This window comes from Neobacillus drentensis, assembly GCF_021560175.1.
GTDB lineage: Bacteria > Bacillota > Bacilli > Bacillales > Cytobacillaceae > Neobacillus > Neobacillus drentensis_A.
Genome location: NZ_CP091110.1, coordinates 13,081 through 29,284, shown reverse-complemented (window position 1 = coordinate 29,284; position 16,204 = coordinate 13,081). Strand labels below are relative to the sequence as shown.

Annotated in this window: 10 protein-coding genes, 3 tRNA genes, 2 rRNA genes, 1 other RNA gene and 1 other annotated feature; of the genes, 5 read left to right on the top strand and 11 right to left on the bottom strand. The window is 42.2% G+C overall.

The features are described 5' to 3' along the window. Positions 1-23 precede the first annotated feature (23 nt). The 3 genes from dnaX to tadA all read right to left on the bottom strand — a co-directional run bounded on the left by dnaX (position 24) and on the right by tadA (position 2,719). Positions 24-1,718: a DNA polymerase III subunit gamma/tau gene (gene dnaX, locus L1999_RS00125; protein ID WP_235741766.1), complete on the bottom strand. Its 1,695-nt coding sequence runs from the start codon at positions 1,716-1,718 to the stop codon at positions 24-26. Between the two features lie 131 nt (positions 1,719-1,849). Then, positions 1,850-2,114, bottom strand: an RNA gene (gene ffs / locus L1999_RS00120) — signal recognition particle sRNA large type. Between the two features lie 92 nt (positions 2,115-2,206). Then, positions 2,207-2,719 carry a tRNA adenosine(34) deaminase TadA gene (gene tadA, locus L1999_RS00115; protein WP_235744195.1) on the bottom strand — a complete coding sequence of 171 codons (513 nt, stop codon included), beginning with the start codon at positions 2,717-2,719 and terminating at the stop codon, positions 2,207-2,209. Between the two features lie 120 nt (positions 2,720-2,839). Here tadA and L1999_RS00110 point away from each other — a divergent pair, with 120 nt between their 5' ends. From L1999_RS00110 to L1999_RS00095, 4 genes are all read left to right on the top strand, one after another. Then, positions 2,840-3,415: a cysteine hydrolase family protein gene (locus L1999_RS00110; protein WP_235741765.1), complete on the top strand. Its 576-nt coding sequence runs from the start codon at positions 2,840-2,842 to the stop codon at positions 3,413-3,415. Between the two features lie 32 nt (positions 3,416-3,447). After that, positions 3,448-4,737 carry a LysM peptidoglycan-binding domain-containing protein gene (locus L1999_RS00105; protein ID WP_235741764.1) on the top strand — a complete coding sequence of 430 codons (1,290 nt, stop codon included), beginning with the start codon at positions 3,448-3,450 and terminating at the stop codon, positions 4,735-4,737. Between the two features lie 250 nt (positions 4,738-4,987). Next, the gene (locus L1999_RS00100) at positions 4,988-5,653 is read left to right on the top strand and encodes a deoxynucleoside kinase (protein ID WP_235741763.1); all 666 of its coding nucleotides are present in this window, start codon (positions 4,988-4,990) and stop codon (positions 5,651-5,653) included. Next, positions 5,653-6,348 carry a deoxynucleoside kinase gene (locus L1999_RS00095; RefSeq protein ID WP_430539998.1) on the top strand — a complete coding sequence of 232 codons (696 nt, stop codon included), beginning with the start codon at positions 5,653-5,655 and terminating at the stop codon, positions 6,346-6,348. Before L1999_RS00100 ends, L1999_RS00095 begins: the two co-directional genes overlap by 1 nt. A 111-nt stretch (positions 6,349-6,459) precedes the next feature. On the opposite strand, the gene L1999_RS00090 is transcribed toward L1999_RS00095, so the two are convergent. From L1999_RS00090 to guaB, 4 genes are all read right to left on the bottom strand, one after another. Next, positions 6,460-6,552 (bottom strand) — tRNA-Ser (locus L1999_RS00090). Between the two features lie 117 nt (positions 6,553-6,669). Then, positions 6,670-7,950 (bottom strand): serine--tRNA ligase, encoded by a 1,281-nt coding sequence (serS, locus tag L1999_RS00085; RefSeq protein WP_235741761.1) that lies wholly within the window; start codon positions 7,948-7,950, stop codon positions 6,670-6,672. Between the two features lie 73 nt (positions 7,951-8,023). Continuing rightward, positions 8,024-8,242: a binding site (T-box leader), on the bottom strand. A gap of 171 nt (positions 8,243-8,413) precedes the next feature. Beyond that, on the bottom strand, positions 8,414-9,730 hold the full coding sequence (locus L1999_RS00080; protein ID WP_235744194.1) for a serine hydrolase: 1,317 nt from the start codon (positions 9,728-9,730) through the stop codon (positions 8,414-8,416). Between the two features lie 219 nt (positions 9,731-9,949). Continuing rightward, positions 9,950-11,419, bottom strand: coding sequence for an IMP dehydrogenase (gene guaB / locus L1999_RS00075; RefSeq protein WP_235741760.1), 1,470 nt, complete (start codon positions 11,417-11,419; stop codon positions 9,950-9,952). Between the two features lie 112 nt (positions 11,420-11,531). Between guaB and L1999_RS00070 the strand changes: the two genes are divergently transcribed. Beyond that, complete coding sequence (locus L1999_RS00070) at positions 11,532-12,467, top strand: YaaC family protein (protein ID WP_235744193.1); 936 nt, start codon at positions 11,532-11,534, stop codon at positions 12,465-12,467. A 308-nt stretch (positions 12,468-12,775) separates the two neighbouring features. On the opposite strand, the gene rrf is transcribed toward L1999_RS00070, so the two are convergent. From rrf to L1999_RS00050, 4 genes are all read right to left on the bottom strand, one after another. Then, positions 12,776-12,891 (bottom strand): 5S ribosomal RNA (gene rrf, locus L1999_RS00065). 78 nt (positions 12,892-12,969) lie between these two features. Beyond that, a 23S ribosomal RNA gene (locus L1999_RS00060) occupies positions 12,970-15,904 on the bottom strand. A gap of 129 nt (positions 15,905-16,033) precedes the next feature. Continuing rightward, positions 16,034-16,109: transfer RNA gene (locus L1999_RS00055), tRNA-Ala, on the bottom strand. Positions 16,110-16,120: 11 nt separating this feature from the next. After that, positions 16,121-16,197: transfer RNA gene (locus L1999_RS00050), tRNA-Ile, on the bottom strand. Positions 16,198-16,204 lie beyond the last annotated feature (7 nt).

Sequence of the window (16,204 nt, the reverse complement as noted above, 5' to 3'; positions counted from 1 at the left end):
ACCTCCAGTTAATTAATTATTTATTAGTCAATAATTTCTACAAAATCAGCACCAAATAATTTCTTTGCTTCTGCGATATGCGGTTCCTCTTCTTTGACAGATTCTCCGCCTATACTTGTTCCATCTTCACTATGTTGAGTGTTCAAAAAGCTTTCGCGAATCGGCATCCATTGATCTTCCGGAACACCTAAAAGCTGAAGCCTCTTTCCAGTTAATTTTAAAAGTGAGGAGGTAACTGCTTCAAGGAAATCGGCGCGGTTCATTGCCATTTGGCAAATCATTTCATGCTTAAACTTTATAATAAAAGCGGTAGAAGAGGCAGCAATCGGTTCAGCATCATTTAATAATGCTGCCTGCGATTTTAACAGACTCGAACGCATTTCTCCCCAGTTCGCTTTAATTAAATTTAAATCATTCTTCGTTGCCAGTTTTAAAACTTCATTAATTTTTCCTACTGGCGGTTGAAAGACCTTTTTCGAGGATCTCTGTGCCTGCTTTTGCGGCTGTGGTGCAGCATCTTGGGCAGCCGGTACGAGTCCATTTTCTTTTAAGTGCTGCAGCTCTGACTCAAGTTGATCGATTCTGGCTAGTAACTGCCCAATAGGCGCAGAATCACCAGAAACGGACGGTTTCACTTCTGTTTGACAGAGCTTTACCACCGCTACCTCCAAAAAGATTCGGGGATGATTGGTCCAGCGCATTTCCTGCTGTGTTTTATTTAATAAATCAATCAGCTGATAAATTTGTTCCACTTGAATGGTTTCAGCCAATTTCCGAAAGTCCTCATCCAACATCACTCTTTCAAGTGACTCTTCTAAATTAGGCGCTGTTTTATAAAGCAGCATATCCCGATAAAATAGTATTAAGTCCTCAATAAATCTCGCTGGATCCTTCCCGTGGAATAACAGTTCATCGAGCGCCTCTAAACCGCTGGACACTTCCCCTTCCTGAAAGGCATGGGCTAATTTATTCAAGAATCCTTGTGATACAGACCCCGTTACGGTTAACGCATCTTCCAGTGTTACTCGGTCTTGACTATAGGAAATAGCCTGGTCCAACAGACTTAAAGCATCACGCATACCACCATCAGCTGCACGGGCAATCATTTGCAGCGCCGTTTCATCACAGTTAACGCCTGTTTCTTCCACGATTAATTTCATCCGATTTACAATTGATCCTGCCGTAATGCGTCTAAAGTCAAACCGCTGACATCTTGAGATAATGGTTAGTGGTATCTTATGAGGCTCCGTTGTCGCTAAAATAAAAATGACATGCTTTGGCGGTTCCTCTAATGTCTTTAACAAGGCATTAAAAGCACTAATCGAAAGCATATGCACCTCATCAATGATATAAACCTTGTAGTTTACAGCAGTTGGGGCGAATTTCACCTTATCAAGGACATCCCTCATTTCCTCAACACGGGAATTGGAGGCAGCATCAAATTCTAATACATCTGGAATGGTGCCATTGGTGATGCCGCGGCAGGCTGCACATTCATTACACGGCTCCGAAACTGGTGCATGTTCACAATTTATCGCCTTTGCTAATATTTTAGCCGCACTTGTTTTACCTGTTCCTCTTGGACCAGAAAAAAGATAAGCATGTGAAGTTTTTTGTTGAAGCAGGGCGTTCTGCAATGTCTTGGTTACATGTTCTTGTCCTACTACATCAATAAATGCCTGCGGCCGCCAAACACGATATAAAGCTTGATATGCCAATGGACACCGCCCCCTTCAATTTTTTTATCATCCTACCCATTATAGCTTATTTAACTCCCATTTTCCAAAATGTATGTAAAAAAACTCACCCCAAATTGAGATGAGTTTATTTATGCGTGTTATATGTACTGCCGTGCACCTTCCGTCGACTTACGCCCATAAGCGTTACTTAAGCAGTTAGCTCGGCCCAGGCAACCCTGCGGCACATGGGAGCGTCCACTTAATGCTGCTTCCTTCCGGACCTGACATGGTTCATGGATTCCCATTGCGCAGGACCCGGGCGTCAACACCACTTACTTAAGGCAGACCCTACAGGCCATAAGCCTCGGGAAGGGATTCAGTCCCGCTAGAGCGGATTGCGGGTACAGGGCACCGCTGCCTCCCCACCTAGCACGGCAAAATTGATACCTAATATTAACGCGTCGTATGTGACGCCTTTTAAATATACAACTTCTTACGAAAAAAAGCAATCTTAATCATTTTGTAAATTACTGTAAATCGTCCAAGACTTGATTTTTCTTCATTTGCTTAGCAAGTTTTTTTCTATCTCTAATGCTTCGAAAAAAATCAGAGAGCATTTGCCCGCATTCAGATTCTAATACACCCTTAGTGATTTCACATTGATGATTAAAGCGCTCATCCTGTAAGAGATTCATGAGTGTTCCAGCACATCCTCCTTTAGGATCACCTGCCCCGTACACTACCCTTTTCACTCTTGATAAAATAATTGCACCTGCACACATTGGACATGGCTCCAGGGTGACATATAGAGTGGAATCTTCTAATCGCCAAGACCCGGTTTTTCGGCAGGCGTTGTCAATCGCAAGCAGCTCAGCATGAGCAATTGCACTTTGCTCTAGTTCCCTTAAATTATGGGCCCGGGAAATAATTTCATTATTCATTACCAGCACGGCGCCGATCGGTACTTCATTTAATTCTTCCGCTTTCTTTGCTTCCCTAATTGCTTCCTTCATAAAATATTCATCTTGAATTTCTACAATATCTATCAAATTATCACCTGATTTTTTTAGTATTTCCGGTTTAAAATCTCCTATCAGTGGAAGAACACAGGATAAAAACTTCTTTATTATTCCAAAATAAGTGAAAAGGAGGGAGACAGTTTGAATCTTGAACGTCCTGCCCTGTTAATCATTGATATGATTAATAACTTTAATTTTAACCATGGCCAGGTTCTTGCTCAAAAGGCACTGAAAATTGCCAGGCCCATTAAAGAATTAAAGGATCAATTTAACCAACAGCAGCTCCCTGTTGTTTTTATTAATGATCATTATAATTTATGGCAGGCTGATTACCATACCATTATCGAACATTGCCGAAATCAATATAGTGAGCCTATCTATGAAAAAGTGCTGCCGGATAAAAATGATTATTTTTTAATAAAGCCGAAACACTCTGCCTTTTACGGAACTGCCTTAAATACCTTACTGCATCAGCTAAAAGTAAATACCCTTATTATAACAGGCATTGCGGGCAATATCTGTGTTCTGTTTACAGCAAACGATGCCTATATGCGTGAATTCAAGCTATATATCCCTAAAAATTGTATTGCCTCGACAGATGATCAAGATAACCAATATGCTTTAACGATGATGAGAAATGTCTTAAAGGCAGAAATTAAATCCTCGCAGGATTTACCAAAAGTATATCATGTAAACCCGCCCTCCCTCATAGAATAGCTGTAGCGTATGTTTCTTCGGGAGGGATTAGGATGCAAATCCATGTCATAAAGAGTAATGAATCATTAACCATAATTGCAAGGACCTATCATACCACCGTACAAGACATCGTTGAGGCGAATGATTTGCCAAACCCCAATAATCTTGTCATTGGGCAAGCCATTGTTATTCCCATTATCGGCCATTTTTATTTTGTTCAATCCGGAGATTCTCTTTATTCCATTGGCCGTAGGTTTGGCGTTTCTGCGCAGCAATTGGCAAGTGTTAATCAAATTAACATCAATCAGCCTTTAAATGTAGGGTTCCGTCTCTATATACCTCAAGGAACCAAAAGAAATGCTGAATTCAATGCCTATGTTGAACCTCGTGGTACCTCTGTAGCCCCTGTATTGGAGAATAGTGCCCGCGAAGCCGCACCATATCTAACTTATTTAGCCCCTTTTAGCTTCCAGGCACGCCGCGATGGGACGTTAAAAGAGCCCTTACTAAATAATTTTCCAGCAATCGCCAGAGCCAATCGCAATGTTTTGATGATGGTCATTAACAATCAGGAGAATGATCAGTTTAGTGATGAGCTTGGCCGCATTTTACTAAACGATCTAGCGATCCAGGATCGATTCCTTAATAATATTGTGGCAACTGCGAAAAGATATGGATTCCGTGACATTCATTTTGATTTTGAATTTATACGGCCAGTTGACAGGGAAGCCTATAACAACTTTTTACGGAAAGCAAAGCAGCGGTTTAGCAGGGAAGGCTGGCTTATGTCGACGGCTCTGGCACCTAAAACAAGTGCAACCCAAAAAGGAAAATGGTACGAAGGACATGATTATCATGCTCACGGGGAAATCTCCGACTTCGTGGTCATTATGACTTATGAATGGGGCTACAGCGGCGGTCCGGCCATGGCCGTCTCACCCATTGATCAGGTACGTAAAGTCCTCGAATATGCGGTCACTGAAATGCCATCTACTAAAATTCTAATGGGGCAAAACCTCTATGGATATGATTGGACGCTTCCATTCGTCCAAGGAACAGTGGCGAAAGCGGTGAGCCCCCAGCAAGCTATTCAGCTTGCCGCAACACATAATGTCCCGATCGAATATGATACAAAAGCACAAGCTCCTCATTTTCGGTATACTGCTGCCGATGGCAAACAGCATGAGGTTTGGTTTGAAGATGCCCGTTCCATCCAGGCGAAGTTTGATTTAATTAAGGAGCTTAATATTAGAGGAATGAGTTATTGGAAACTGGGCTTAGCCTTCCCACAGAATTGGCTGTTAATCGTAGACAATTTCACCGTAACAAAACGGGGTTCGTAAAAAAGCCTTTTAACAGGAATATAAAAATTACCATTCTACAAAAACTGCCGTCATTCGGCAGTTTTTTCATATATTTGACATAATACATACTGCTTGAAAATATTCCATATCCCTTCCTACGACAGATTATGATAAAATATTCTTTGCGTCATCATTTAGAGAACGTATAACCACATGGACTACGATAGGTTAGAAAAACTTATCATAAGATATCATAGATGTACGGCCAGTTGGAGAAGGAGGACTTGCAATGGGGGATACACCCTTTATTACCGTTGAAGGGCCGATTGGTGTAGGAAAAACATCTCTCGCAAAAGCCATTTCAAAAAAGTTCAATTTTGCTTTATTAAAAGAGATTGTTGATGAAAATCCGTTTTTGGGGAAATTCTACGAAAATATAGAGGAGTGGAGTTTTCAAACGGAGATGTTCTTTCTCTGTAATCGCTATAAGCAATTAGGAGATATCAATTCCCATTTTATAAGTCAAAATAGGTCTGTGGTGGCAGACTATCATATTTTAAAGAATCTGATCTTTGCCGAGCGGACTTTAAATAAGGAAGAGTATCAAAAGTACTTAAAGATTTATCAAATTCTAACAGAAGATATGCCGAAGCCGAACGTCATTATTTATCTAAACGCAAGCCTCGATACACTTTTGAACCGAATTAAAAAAAGAGGGCGCGAAGTAGAGAAAAATATTAGCCCTTTATATTTAGAACAGCTCTCTCTTGACTATGAAAATACGATAACTGCTTTTGAAAAGGAACATCCGGAGATTCCAGTTCTTCGCTTTAGTGGAGATGAGTTGGATTTTGTGCAGAGTGAACAGGATTTACATTATATTTTTCAAAAGTTATCTGCTTCCTTACAAGAAAACAGCTGGACAAACAACATATTATTGAACGGGGGATGTTAGTGAGTATCGTTATTGGTGGCATGATTGGTCTAGGAAAAACAAGTGTGGCGGATACATTGAATGCCCACTTTAAAGCTAAAGGAATTGAGAGTAAGGTATTTTATGAAACGGTCGATGACAATCCGATTCTTCCCCTTTACTATGAACTAACACCTGAGGAACTTGATGCTAGAAGAATTCCTTTCCTCCTGCAGTTATTCTTTTTAAATAAACGCTTTAAAACGGTTAAAGAATGTATTAATTGGCGCGAACCAGTCTATACCATTCAAGACCGTTCGATTTATGAAGATTGGTATTTTGCTTATGTGAATAAAAACTTAGGCCGAATTTCCGACTTGGAATTCAAAATATATGAAGATCTTGTTGATAATATGATGGAAGAGTTAAATGAACTTCCTAAGAAAGCGCCAGATTTAATGGTTTACTTAAAGGGTTCATTTGATACGGTCATTGATCGAATTATGGCACGCGGCAGAAGCTTTGAAATTAACCCAGAACTAAAGGAGTACTATTTCGAAGTGTGGAAGGGTTACGATGAATGGGTCATGAATCAGTACGCTGCCAGTGAAGTACTTGTAATTGATATGGATTATACAGATGTTATTAAAAGCAAAGAAGATGCCTTGAAGGTTTGTAATGCTGTCGAAGAGAAACTAAATGAAATATTAAAAATAGAAAAGGCACAGATTGGGTAATCCGATCTGTGCTTTTTCTATCTTTGGGATTAGGCAAAAAAAAATTCGCTGCAAGTAAATTGCAGCGAATTTTTATCTCCAGTTTTTATGCGCGTAGTTGTTTTAAAATAATGGAGGAGGAAGAGGGATTCGAACCCCCGCGCGGTTTAACCCGCCTGTCGGTTTTCAAGACCGATCCCTTCAGCCGGACTTGGGTATTCCTCCGTGTCGACAAATGATAATTTACCATATATATATCACTATGTCAAATAGAATAACTGATTTTTCCGGGCAAATTTAGCTTGCCCGGAAAAATCTTTTACATACGGTTCTTTTTAAAACTTACAAAGATTTAATGACTTCGCGATTGCCCATATATGGCCGTAAGGCCGTTGGAATAATGACACTGCCGTCTTCTTGCTGATAATTTTCTAGGATTGCGGCCACCGTGCGGCCAATCGCAAGACCAGATCCGTTTAGAGTATGAACATGCTCTGGTTTTGCTTTTGGATCCCGACGGAAGCGGATATTGGCCCGTCTTGCCTGGAAAGCCTCAAAGTTACTGCAAGAAGAAATCTCACGGTATGTTCCGTAACTTGGAATCCATACTTCAATATCATATTTCTTGGCAGCGGTAAAGCCCAGGTCCCCTGTACACATGCTTAATACACGGTATGGCAGTTCAAGCAGCTGCAGCACACGCTCCGCATCATGGGTCAGCTTTTCTAGTTCCTCATAAGAATCTTCCGGTTTCACAAACTTTACAAGCTCAACTTTATTAAATTGATGCTGACGGATCAATCCTCTTGTATCGCGTCCTGCAGAACCTGCTTCAGAACGGAAACAAGCACTATACGCAGCAAAACGAATCGGAAGGTCTTCACCACTTAGAATTTCATCGCGGTGATAGTTTGTAACAGGTACTTCAGCAGTAGGAATGAGGAAATAATCTTCATTTTCGATTAAGAAAGCATCCTCTTCAAACTTTGGCAGCTGCCCTGTTCCTGTCATACTTGTTCGATTGACTAAGTAAGGCGGTAATATTTCGGTGTATCCATGCTCATCAACATGCAGGTCTAGCATGAAGCTGATTAAGGCCCGTTCTAAGCGGGCTCCAAGTCCCTTATAAAAGACAAAACGGCTTCCAGTCACCTTTCCTGCCCGCTCGAAGTCAAGGATCCCTAGTTCGTCTGCAACGTCCCAGTGCGGCTTTGCTTCAAAGTCAAATTCGCGCACTTGGCCCCATTTTCTGATTTCAATGTTATCGTCCTCAGTTTCTCCGATTGGTACACTTTCATGTGGAATATTTGGAATACTTAGGAGTAACAGCTCTAATGTTTCTTCTACTCCGCGCAGTTCGTCATCTAGGACTTTTATTTGATCGCCAACTTCACGCATTTCCGTAATTAAATGGTCGGCATCCTTTTTTTCACGCTTTAGTGCGGCCACTTGCTGTGAGACTTCATTTTTGCGGCTTTTTAATTTTTCTGTTTCAACGATGAGCTCGCGTCTTTTTACATCCAAATCCTCAAATCGTCCTAGGTCTGTTAAATCTTCACCTCGATGCTGAAGCTTTTCTTTTACTTCAGCAAAGTTTGCTCTTAATACTTTAATATCTAACATCTGTCGACACTCCTTTTTTAATTAAAAAACTATCCAGCGCTGATGAGCCAAATAAAAAAACTCCCGCCCCAAATACAGGGACGAGAGTTAGTCGCGATACCACCCTGGTTGACAGCATAGGCTGCCCACCTCGAAAGAATGTAACGGTTTTTACCGAAAGTACTTACTTACCAAACAGGTGTTCTGTACCTTGCTCGAGGAGGGATTCGCAAGGGTCACACACCGGTTTACACCAGACACCGGCTCTCTTTAGTGTGATGTTCTTGTTACTAGTTCCTCTCATTGCTTTTTCATTATTGATTTGTTTTATAATTTACTATAATTATGAACCAAATGCAACTGAATTAAACAAATTATTTGGCCTTTGTTTCTCTTATCATTTAATAAAAAAAGGGGATTCCTGTCAAGACAAGAATCCTCAATCCAATCCATCCGTTGCTAAACGGAGATTAAGCTTTTTTAGTTAAAACCAACCTTTAATGGTTGTACCGATGCCATGAAATACATCCCCGAAGAAATTGCCAATTCCGCGCATCATTAAGACAAACCAGTTGGCTTTTTCAACATCCTGAGCAGCGACAACATCCGCTTGTGCTTTCTTCTGCCCCTCAGCAGTTAAGAAACTAACCTTTTCGTTATTCTTCGGTTTTAGGGTCACATAACCGATTTTTTCACCTTTTTTAATCGGTGCGGTCAATTCACCCTTTTTGTTAACTTTATTTTTATCTAAAACCAGAACCGGTTGATAGTTTTTCTCTTCACCATTAAGAACAATCATATTAATGGCGGATTTAGTGTATATCTTTACTTGATCGTCTTTTCCTTTAAGGACTGGTAATGTTTTCTGTCCTTTTACTTGGAAGTGTTTTGGAACAAGTTTTACATTCGTATAGTTACTAAATGCATAATCCATCATTTTTCTAGTTTCTTCAAAGCGGGCTTTATATCCCCCCTGTTGCCCAGAGGCATCCTTTGCATTTTGCACGACAGTAATAAATCGTTTTCCATCACGGCTAGCTGTTCCGGTAAAGCAATAGCCTGCAAAGTCAGTAGTCCCCGTTTTAAGCCCGTCCATTCCTTGGTAACCATAATCTAGTGATGGAAGCATCCAGTTCCAGTTAATCATATTAATTTGATCAGTTGTTCCTTCACGAAAGACCATTTTCGGTGTGCTCGCTGTTTTTAGCACATCCGGGAAATCATTTATTAAATGAAAAGCCAATTTCGCAACTGCCCGGGATGACATCACATTTTCATCCTCTGCACCTGTTCCTTTTGGATGCAAACCTTTGTAGTCACGATTATTTAAACCTGTTGAGTTAACAAATTTATAATCCTTTAAGCCTAAGCTCTTTGCTTTATCATTCATCATTTTTACAAAGTTTGTTTCTGAACCGCCCATAATTTCTGCAAGCGCGATGGTGGCAGCATTGGCAGAGTAAATCGCCATAGCTTGATATAATTCTCGTACTTTATAGGTGCCATCTGCCCGTAATGGTACATTGGAAAGGTCACGGCGCTGAGAGATTTTATAAACAAGATCACTTACCCTGTACTCTTGATCCCATTTGACTTTTCCCTTTTTAACAGAGTCAAGTAAGATATATTCAGTCATCATTTTGGTCATACTAGCAATTCCTAGTACACTATCAGCATTTTTTTCATATAAAACTTTACCTGTTTTTCCATCTACTAAAATGGCTCCATCTGCATTCACATTTAAAGCTGCTTCTGCATGGGCCTTATGTACACCAGCAAAAACGCTAAAAAACATAATCATTGCCAATGCACTGGCAATATATTTTTGATAAAGATGTTTGTTCACTATTACACGCCCTCCAAGGAATTTATACACTTTGAATATTTTATCATACCTGCCTAGTAAATCATAGAATGAGCATTGAACCATTCTTTGGCAAATGATTAAAATTCTCTTAAAATTTACTAGGAAATTTTTCATAATAAAAACAGAGAAGGATCACCTCTCTGTTTGGAAAATTTATAATGAATAATTTGGTGCCTCTTTGGTAATTTGAACATCGTGTGGATGACTTTCTTTCAGACCAGCACCTGTCATCTTAATAAATTGTGCTTTTGTTCTTAAATCTTGAAGATCTTTTGTTCCACAATAGCCCATACCTGAACGTATGCCGCCAATAAGCTGGTAAATTGTCTCAGCTAATGGTCCTTTATATGGAATCCGCCCTTCAATTCCTTCAGGAACAAACTTTTTATTATCCTCTTGGAAATAACGGTCTTTTGAACCCTTTTCCATCGCTGCGACCGAACCCATGCCTCTATACACCTTAAAACGGCGTCCTTGGAAGATTTCTGTCTCACCCGGACTCTCTGATACCCCGGCCAATAAGCTTCCAAGCATGACGGCATGTCCGCCCGCTGCCAAGGCCTTTACAATATCTCCAGAATATTTAATCCCGCCATCAGCAATAATTGTTTTTCCATGCTTCATTGCTTCAGTTGCACAATCATAGACAGCTGTTATTTGCGGTACTCCTACCCCTGCTACTACTCTTGTTGTACAAATAGATCCAGGTCCAATTCCAACCTTTACTACATCGGCACCTGCTTCAATTAAGTCTTTTGTCGCTTCAGCTGTTGCGACATTCCCGGCAATAATGGTTAAGTCAGGATATGCACTTCTAATTTCCTTCACCATGTCAAGAACGCCTTTAGAATGCCCATGAGCTGTATCAATAACAATAGCATCGACATTTGCTGCTACTAGAGCTTCAACACGCTTCATCGTATCCTTTGTTACCCCTACAGCTCCGCCAGCAAGTAGACGACCCTGTCTGTCTTTTGCAGAGTTAGGGAATTCAATTACTTTTTCGATGTCTTTAATTGTGATTAACCCTTTTAATACGCCGTCTTCATTTACTAGAGGAAGCTTTTCAATCTTATGCTTTTGAAGTATTTTTTCTGCTTCTTTTAATGTTGTTCCGACTGGGGCTGTTACAAGATTTTCCTTTGTCATTACATCTGAGATTTTAAAAGAATAATCTTGATCCTGAATAAAACGAAGGTCACGGTTGGTAATGATCCCAATTAGCTTTTGGTCCTGCATATTATTGACAATCGGGACACCAGAAATTCGATACTTACCCATCAAATGCTCCGCATCAAACACTTGATGTTCAGGGGTTAGGAAAAAGGGATCAGTTATAACTCCGCTTTCTGATCTTTTGACCTTTTCTACTTGTTCTGCCTGCTGTTCAATGGTCATATTCTTGTGGATGATTCCTAAGCCGCCTTGGCGGGCAATTGAAATAGCCATTTCTGATTCTGTTACAGTGTCCATTCCAGCGCTGATAATTGGAATATTAAGTTTTACACTCGGCGATAATTCTACTTGCAGGTTGACATCTTTGGGCAATACCTCTGATTTACCCGGAATTAACAATACATCATCAAACGTTAAACCTTCTTTTGCAAATTTATTTTCCCACATTTTTAACAGCCCTCCAGGACAAAAAATATTATTTGTACTTTATCAATTGGACAAAATACTGTCAAGGAATAAATATTTAATTGATTTTTCAGAAAAAGGTGATAATTTAGTGATGAACTACAAAGGTTGGGAAAACTATTCCTGTTTTTTTTCCGCTGACTACTGTCAAAGGTATTTAAAAACCTGCTACCAAAAGCGAAATATCGATAATCCAGAACAAAAAAGCTATGAAAATGGATACGCCTTTCTCTATTATCTCGAACATGGACAAATATATTATGATCAAGCAGAAAAGTCGCCACTCATTTTAAAACCAATTTTACTTTTCTATGGACTTGTCCATTTAATTAAAGCTTGTATCTTAACGATAGATCCTTCTTATCCGGAAACAACCGCTGTACTAGCGCATGGTGTTTCAACTAGGAAAAGAAAAAAGCAAAATTATCTCTTCTTCCATGATGAGGTAAAATTTCAAAAAAACGGTCTCTTTCCCTTTATGTCTGAAAAAATGTTCCACATGAAACAATTAGAAGGTGAAAAAGCCATTATGGAAGAATTATTACAGCTTATACCTGAATTAAATGACTTATTCTTTATCGTTGAAGGGAAAAAGACATTTGCCAATTTAGCTCAACAGGATAATAAATTGATTATCCCTGAATATGTATTGGATACTTATCATATGACAGAAAGCAGATTTAAGGAATTTTTTACATCAAAATTCAAAAATAGTGTGGAGTTTATTGATGGGGAGCTTGCCTTTTATACCAAAGAGGAATTTTCTTCTGATATCTCACCATTATGCTTTGACTTAGAGAACAGTAGTTACACACTCCCACTCGTTAAAGGAAGTTTTATTCATTTTCCAGAGCTGCTTGTTCACTATCTTTTATTATATAACCTAAGTATGATTGCCCGCTATGAAACGGAATGGTGGAGTGAGTTAACAAAAATGATGCCCAACCGGGATTACCCATTTATTAAATCTTTTCTAGAAATCACCATGAAAAAGGGTCCCTTTTTAATTTTTCAATTTCTTATGAAATAAAAGAACAAAAGCACAAGCGCCTTGGTTAGCCCCGATATAGGGCGACTTGTCGACTGACCGGTGAAAGCAAGGTCAAATGCTAGTCGCCCTTAATGCGTACAGAAAGCGATAGCTTTATGTAGCCAAGCATAAGACGAGCCGGCTGAAAGGTTGCTCTTTAACCTTTTAGACGGATTGACTGTGGACCATCGAGGGGCTAGGCGCTGGAGCTGGACATATCTAACCCTGTAAAAAGTTAGCCGCAAGTAGTAAATCTATAATTTCTTAGAACACAAAAAAGGACAATCCTTCCGGATTGTCCTAAACATGCCTGGCAACGTCCTACTCTCACAGGGACAAAGTCCCAACTACCATCGGCGCTGAGAAGCTTAACTTCCGTGTTCGGTATGGGAACGGGTGTGACCTTCTCGCCTTAATTACCAGACTTATTAAATTAAGAGATCATTCTCTCAAAACTAGATAATGTAGAAGAAATGTTGTAAAAACGAGTTCGCTTATAACTATGGTTAAGTCCTCGATCGATTAGTATCAGTCAGCTCCACATGTCGCCACGCTTCCACCTCTGACCTATCAACCTGATCATCTTTCAGGGATCTTACTAGCTTGACGCTATGGGAAATCTCATCTTGAGGGGGGCTTCATGCTTAGATGCTTTCAGCACTTATCCCGTCCGCACATAGCTACCCAGCGATGCCTTTGGCAAGACAACTGGTACACCAGCGGTGCGTCCATCCCGGTCCTCTCGTACTAAGGACAGCTCCTCTCAAATTTCCTGCGCCCACGACGGATAGGGACCGAACTGTCTCACGACGTTCTGAACCCAGCTCGCGTACCGCTTTAATGGGCGAACAGCCCAACCCTTGGGACCGACTACAGCCCCAGGATGCGATGAGCCGACATCGAGGTGCCAAACCTCCCCGTCGATGTGGACTCTTGGGGGAGATAAGCCTGTTATCCCCGGGGTAGCTTTTATCCGTTGAGCGATGGCCCTTCCATGCGGAACCACCGGATCACTAAGCCCGACTTTCGTCCCTGCTCGACTTGTAGGTCTCGCAGTCAAGCTCCCTTGTGCCTTTACACTCTACGAATGATTTCCAACCATTCTGAGGGAACCTTTGGGCGCCTCCGTTACTCTTTAGGAGGCGACCGCCCCAGTCAAACTGCCCACCTGACACTGTCTCCCACCCCGATCAGGGGTGCGGGTTAGAATTTCAATACAGCCAGGGTAGTATCCCACCGACGCCTCCACCGAAGCTGGCGCTCCGGCTTCTCAGGCTCCTACCTATCCTGTACAAGCTGTACCAAAATTCAATATCAGGCTACAGTAAAGCTCCACGGGGTCTTTCCGTCCTGTCGCGGGTAACCTGCATCTTCACAGGTACTATAATTTCACCGAGTCTCTCGTTGAGACAGTGCCCAGATCGTTACGCCTTTCGTGCGGGTCGGAACTTACCCGACAAGGAATTTCGCTACCTTAGGACCGTTATAGTTACGGCCGCCGTTTACTGGGGCTTCGATTCAGAGCTTCGCTTGCGCTAACCCCTCCTCTTAACCTTCCAGCACCGGGCAGGCGTCAGCCCCTATACTTCGCCTTGCGGCTTCGCAGAGACCTGTGTTTTTGCTAAACAGTCGCCTGGGCCTATTCACTGCGGCTCTTCGAGGCTATGAACCCCAAAGAGCACCCCTTCTCCCGAAGTTACGGGGTCATTTTGCCGAGTTCCTTAACGAGAGTTCTCTCGCTCACCTTAGGATTCTCTCCTCGCCTACCTGTGTCGGTTTGCGGTACGGGCACCTTGAATCTCGCTAGAGGCTTTTCTTGGCAGTGTGGAATCAGGAACTTCGGTACTAAATTTCCCTCGCTGTCACAGCTCAGCCTTCACGAGAAGCGGATTTTCCTGCTTCTCAGCCTAACTGCTTAGACGCGCATATCCAACAGCGCGCTTACCCTATCCTCCTGCGTCCCCCCATCACTCAAACGATTCTTTGGTGGTACAGGAATATCAACCTGTTGTCCATCGCCTACGCCTTTCGGCCTCGGCTTAGGTCCCGACTAACCCTGAGCGGACGAGCCTTCCTCAGGAAACCTTAGGCATTCGGTGGATGAGATTCTCACTCATCTTTCGCTACTCATACCGGCATTCTCACTTCTAAGCGCTCCACCAGTCCTTACGGTCTAGCTTCAACGCCCTTAGAACGCTCTCCTACCACTGACATCGTAGATGTCAATCCACAGCTTCGGTGATACGTTTAGCCCCGGTACATTTTCGGCGCAGAGTCACTCGACCAGTGAGCTATTACGCACTCTTTAAATGGTGGCTGCTTCTAAGCCAACATCCTGGTTGTCTAAGCAACTCCACATCCTTTTCCACTTAACGTATACTTTGGGACCTTAGCTGGTGGTCTGGGCTGTTTCCCTTTTGACTACGGATCTTATCACTCGCAGTCTGACTCCCACGGATAAGTCTTTGGCATTCGGAGTTTGTCTGAATTCGGTAACCCGATGAGGGCCCCTAGTCCAAACAGTGCTCTACCTCCAAGACTCTAACTACGTGAGGCTAGCCCTAAAGCTATTTCGGAGAGAACCAGCTATCTCCAAGTTCGATTGGAATTTCTCCGCTACCCACACCTCATCCCCGCACTTTTCAACGTGCGTGGGTTCGGGCCTCCATCCAGTGTTACCTGGACTTCACCCTGGACATGGGTAGATCACCTGGTTTCGGGTCTACGACCACATACTCAATCGCCCTATTCAGACTCGCTTTCGCTGCGGCTCCGTCTCTTCAACTTAACCTTGCATGTAATCGTAACTCGCCGGTTCATTCTACAAAAGGCACGCTATCACCCATTAACGGGCTCTAACTACTTGTAGGCACACGGTTTCAGGAACTATTTCACTCCCCTTCCGGGGTGCTTTTCACCTTTCCCTCACGGTACTGGTTCACTATCGGTCACTAGGGAGTATTTAGCCTTGGGAGATGGTCCTCCCTGCTTCCGACCGGATTTCACGTGTCCGGCCGTACTCAGGATCCACTCAGGAGGGAACGAAGTTTCAACTACAGGGTTTTTACCTTCTATGACGGGTCTTTCCAGACCGCTTCATCTACCCCGTTCCTTTGTAACTCCATGTTGAGTGTCCTACAACCCCAAGAGGCAAGCCTCTTGGTTTGGGCTAATCCCGTTTCGCTCGCCGCTACTTAGGGAATCGCGTTTGCTTTCTCTTCCTCCGGGTACTTAGATGTTTCAGTTCCCCGGGTCTGCCATCAATACCCTATGTATTCAGGTAAAGATACTGTTCCATTACGAACAGCGGGTTCCCCCATTCGGAAATCTCCGGATCAAAGCTTACTTACAGCTCCCCGAAGCATATCGGTGTTAGTCCCGTCCTTCATCGGCTCCTAGTGCCAAGGCATTCACCGTGCGCCCTTTCTAACTTAACCTAAAAGGTTTTACTCTAATTAATTGAGAGAAAAAACTAAAATGGCGATTTTACTCGGTTTTTACTTGGTTTCTTCTATACGATTATCTAGTTTTCAAAGAACAAATTTTCAACGTTAAAAAAACGTTATTGGTGGAGTCTAGGGGGATCGAACCCCTGACCTCCTGCGTGCAAAGCAGGCGCTCTCCCAGCTGAGCTAAGACCCCATTATGAAGTATGGTGGGCCTAAATGGACTCGAACCATCGACCTCACGCTTATCAGGCGTGCGCTCTAACCAGCTGAGCTATAGGCCCATACCAT

Bases quoted from the DNA above. Each gene is read 5' to 3' on its own strand.
- L1999_RS00080 (WP_235744194.1), bottom strand. From the start codon at position 9,730: ATGATTATGTTTTTTAGCGTTTTTGCTGGTGTACATAAGGCCCATGCA.
- guaB (WP_235741760.1), bottom strand. From the start codon at position 11,419: ATGTGGGAAAATAAATTTGCAAAAGAAGGTTTAACGTTTGATGATGTA.
- L1999_RS00105 (WP_235741764.1), top strand. From the start codon at position 3,448: ATGCAAATCCATGTCATAAAGAGTAATGAATCATTAACCATAATTGCA.
- L1999_RS00070 (WP_235744193.1), top strand. From the start codon at position 11,532: ATGAACTACAAAGGTTGGGAAAACTATTCCTGTTTTTTTTCCGCTGAC.
- serS (WP_235741761.1), bottom strand. From the start codon at position 7,950: ATGTTAGATATTAAAGTATTAAGAGCAAACTTTGCTGAAGTAAAAGAA.
- L1999_RS00100 (WP_235741763.1), top strand. From the start codon at position 4,988: ATGGGGGATACACCCTTTATTACCGTTGAAGGGCCGATTGGTGTAGGA.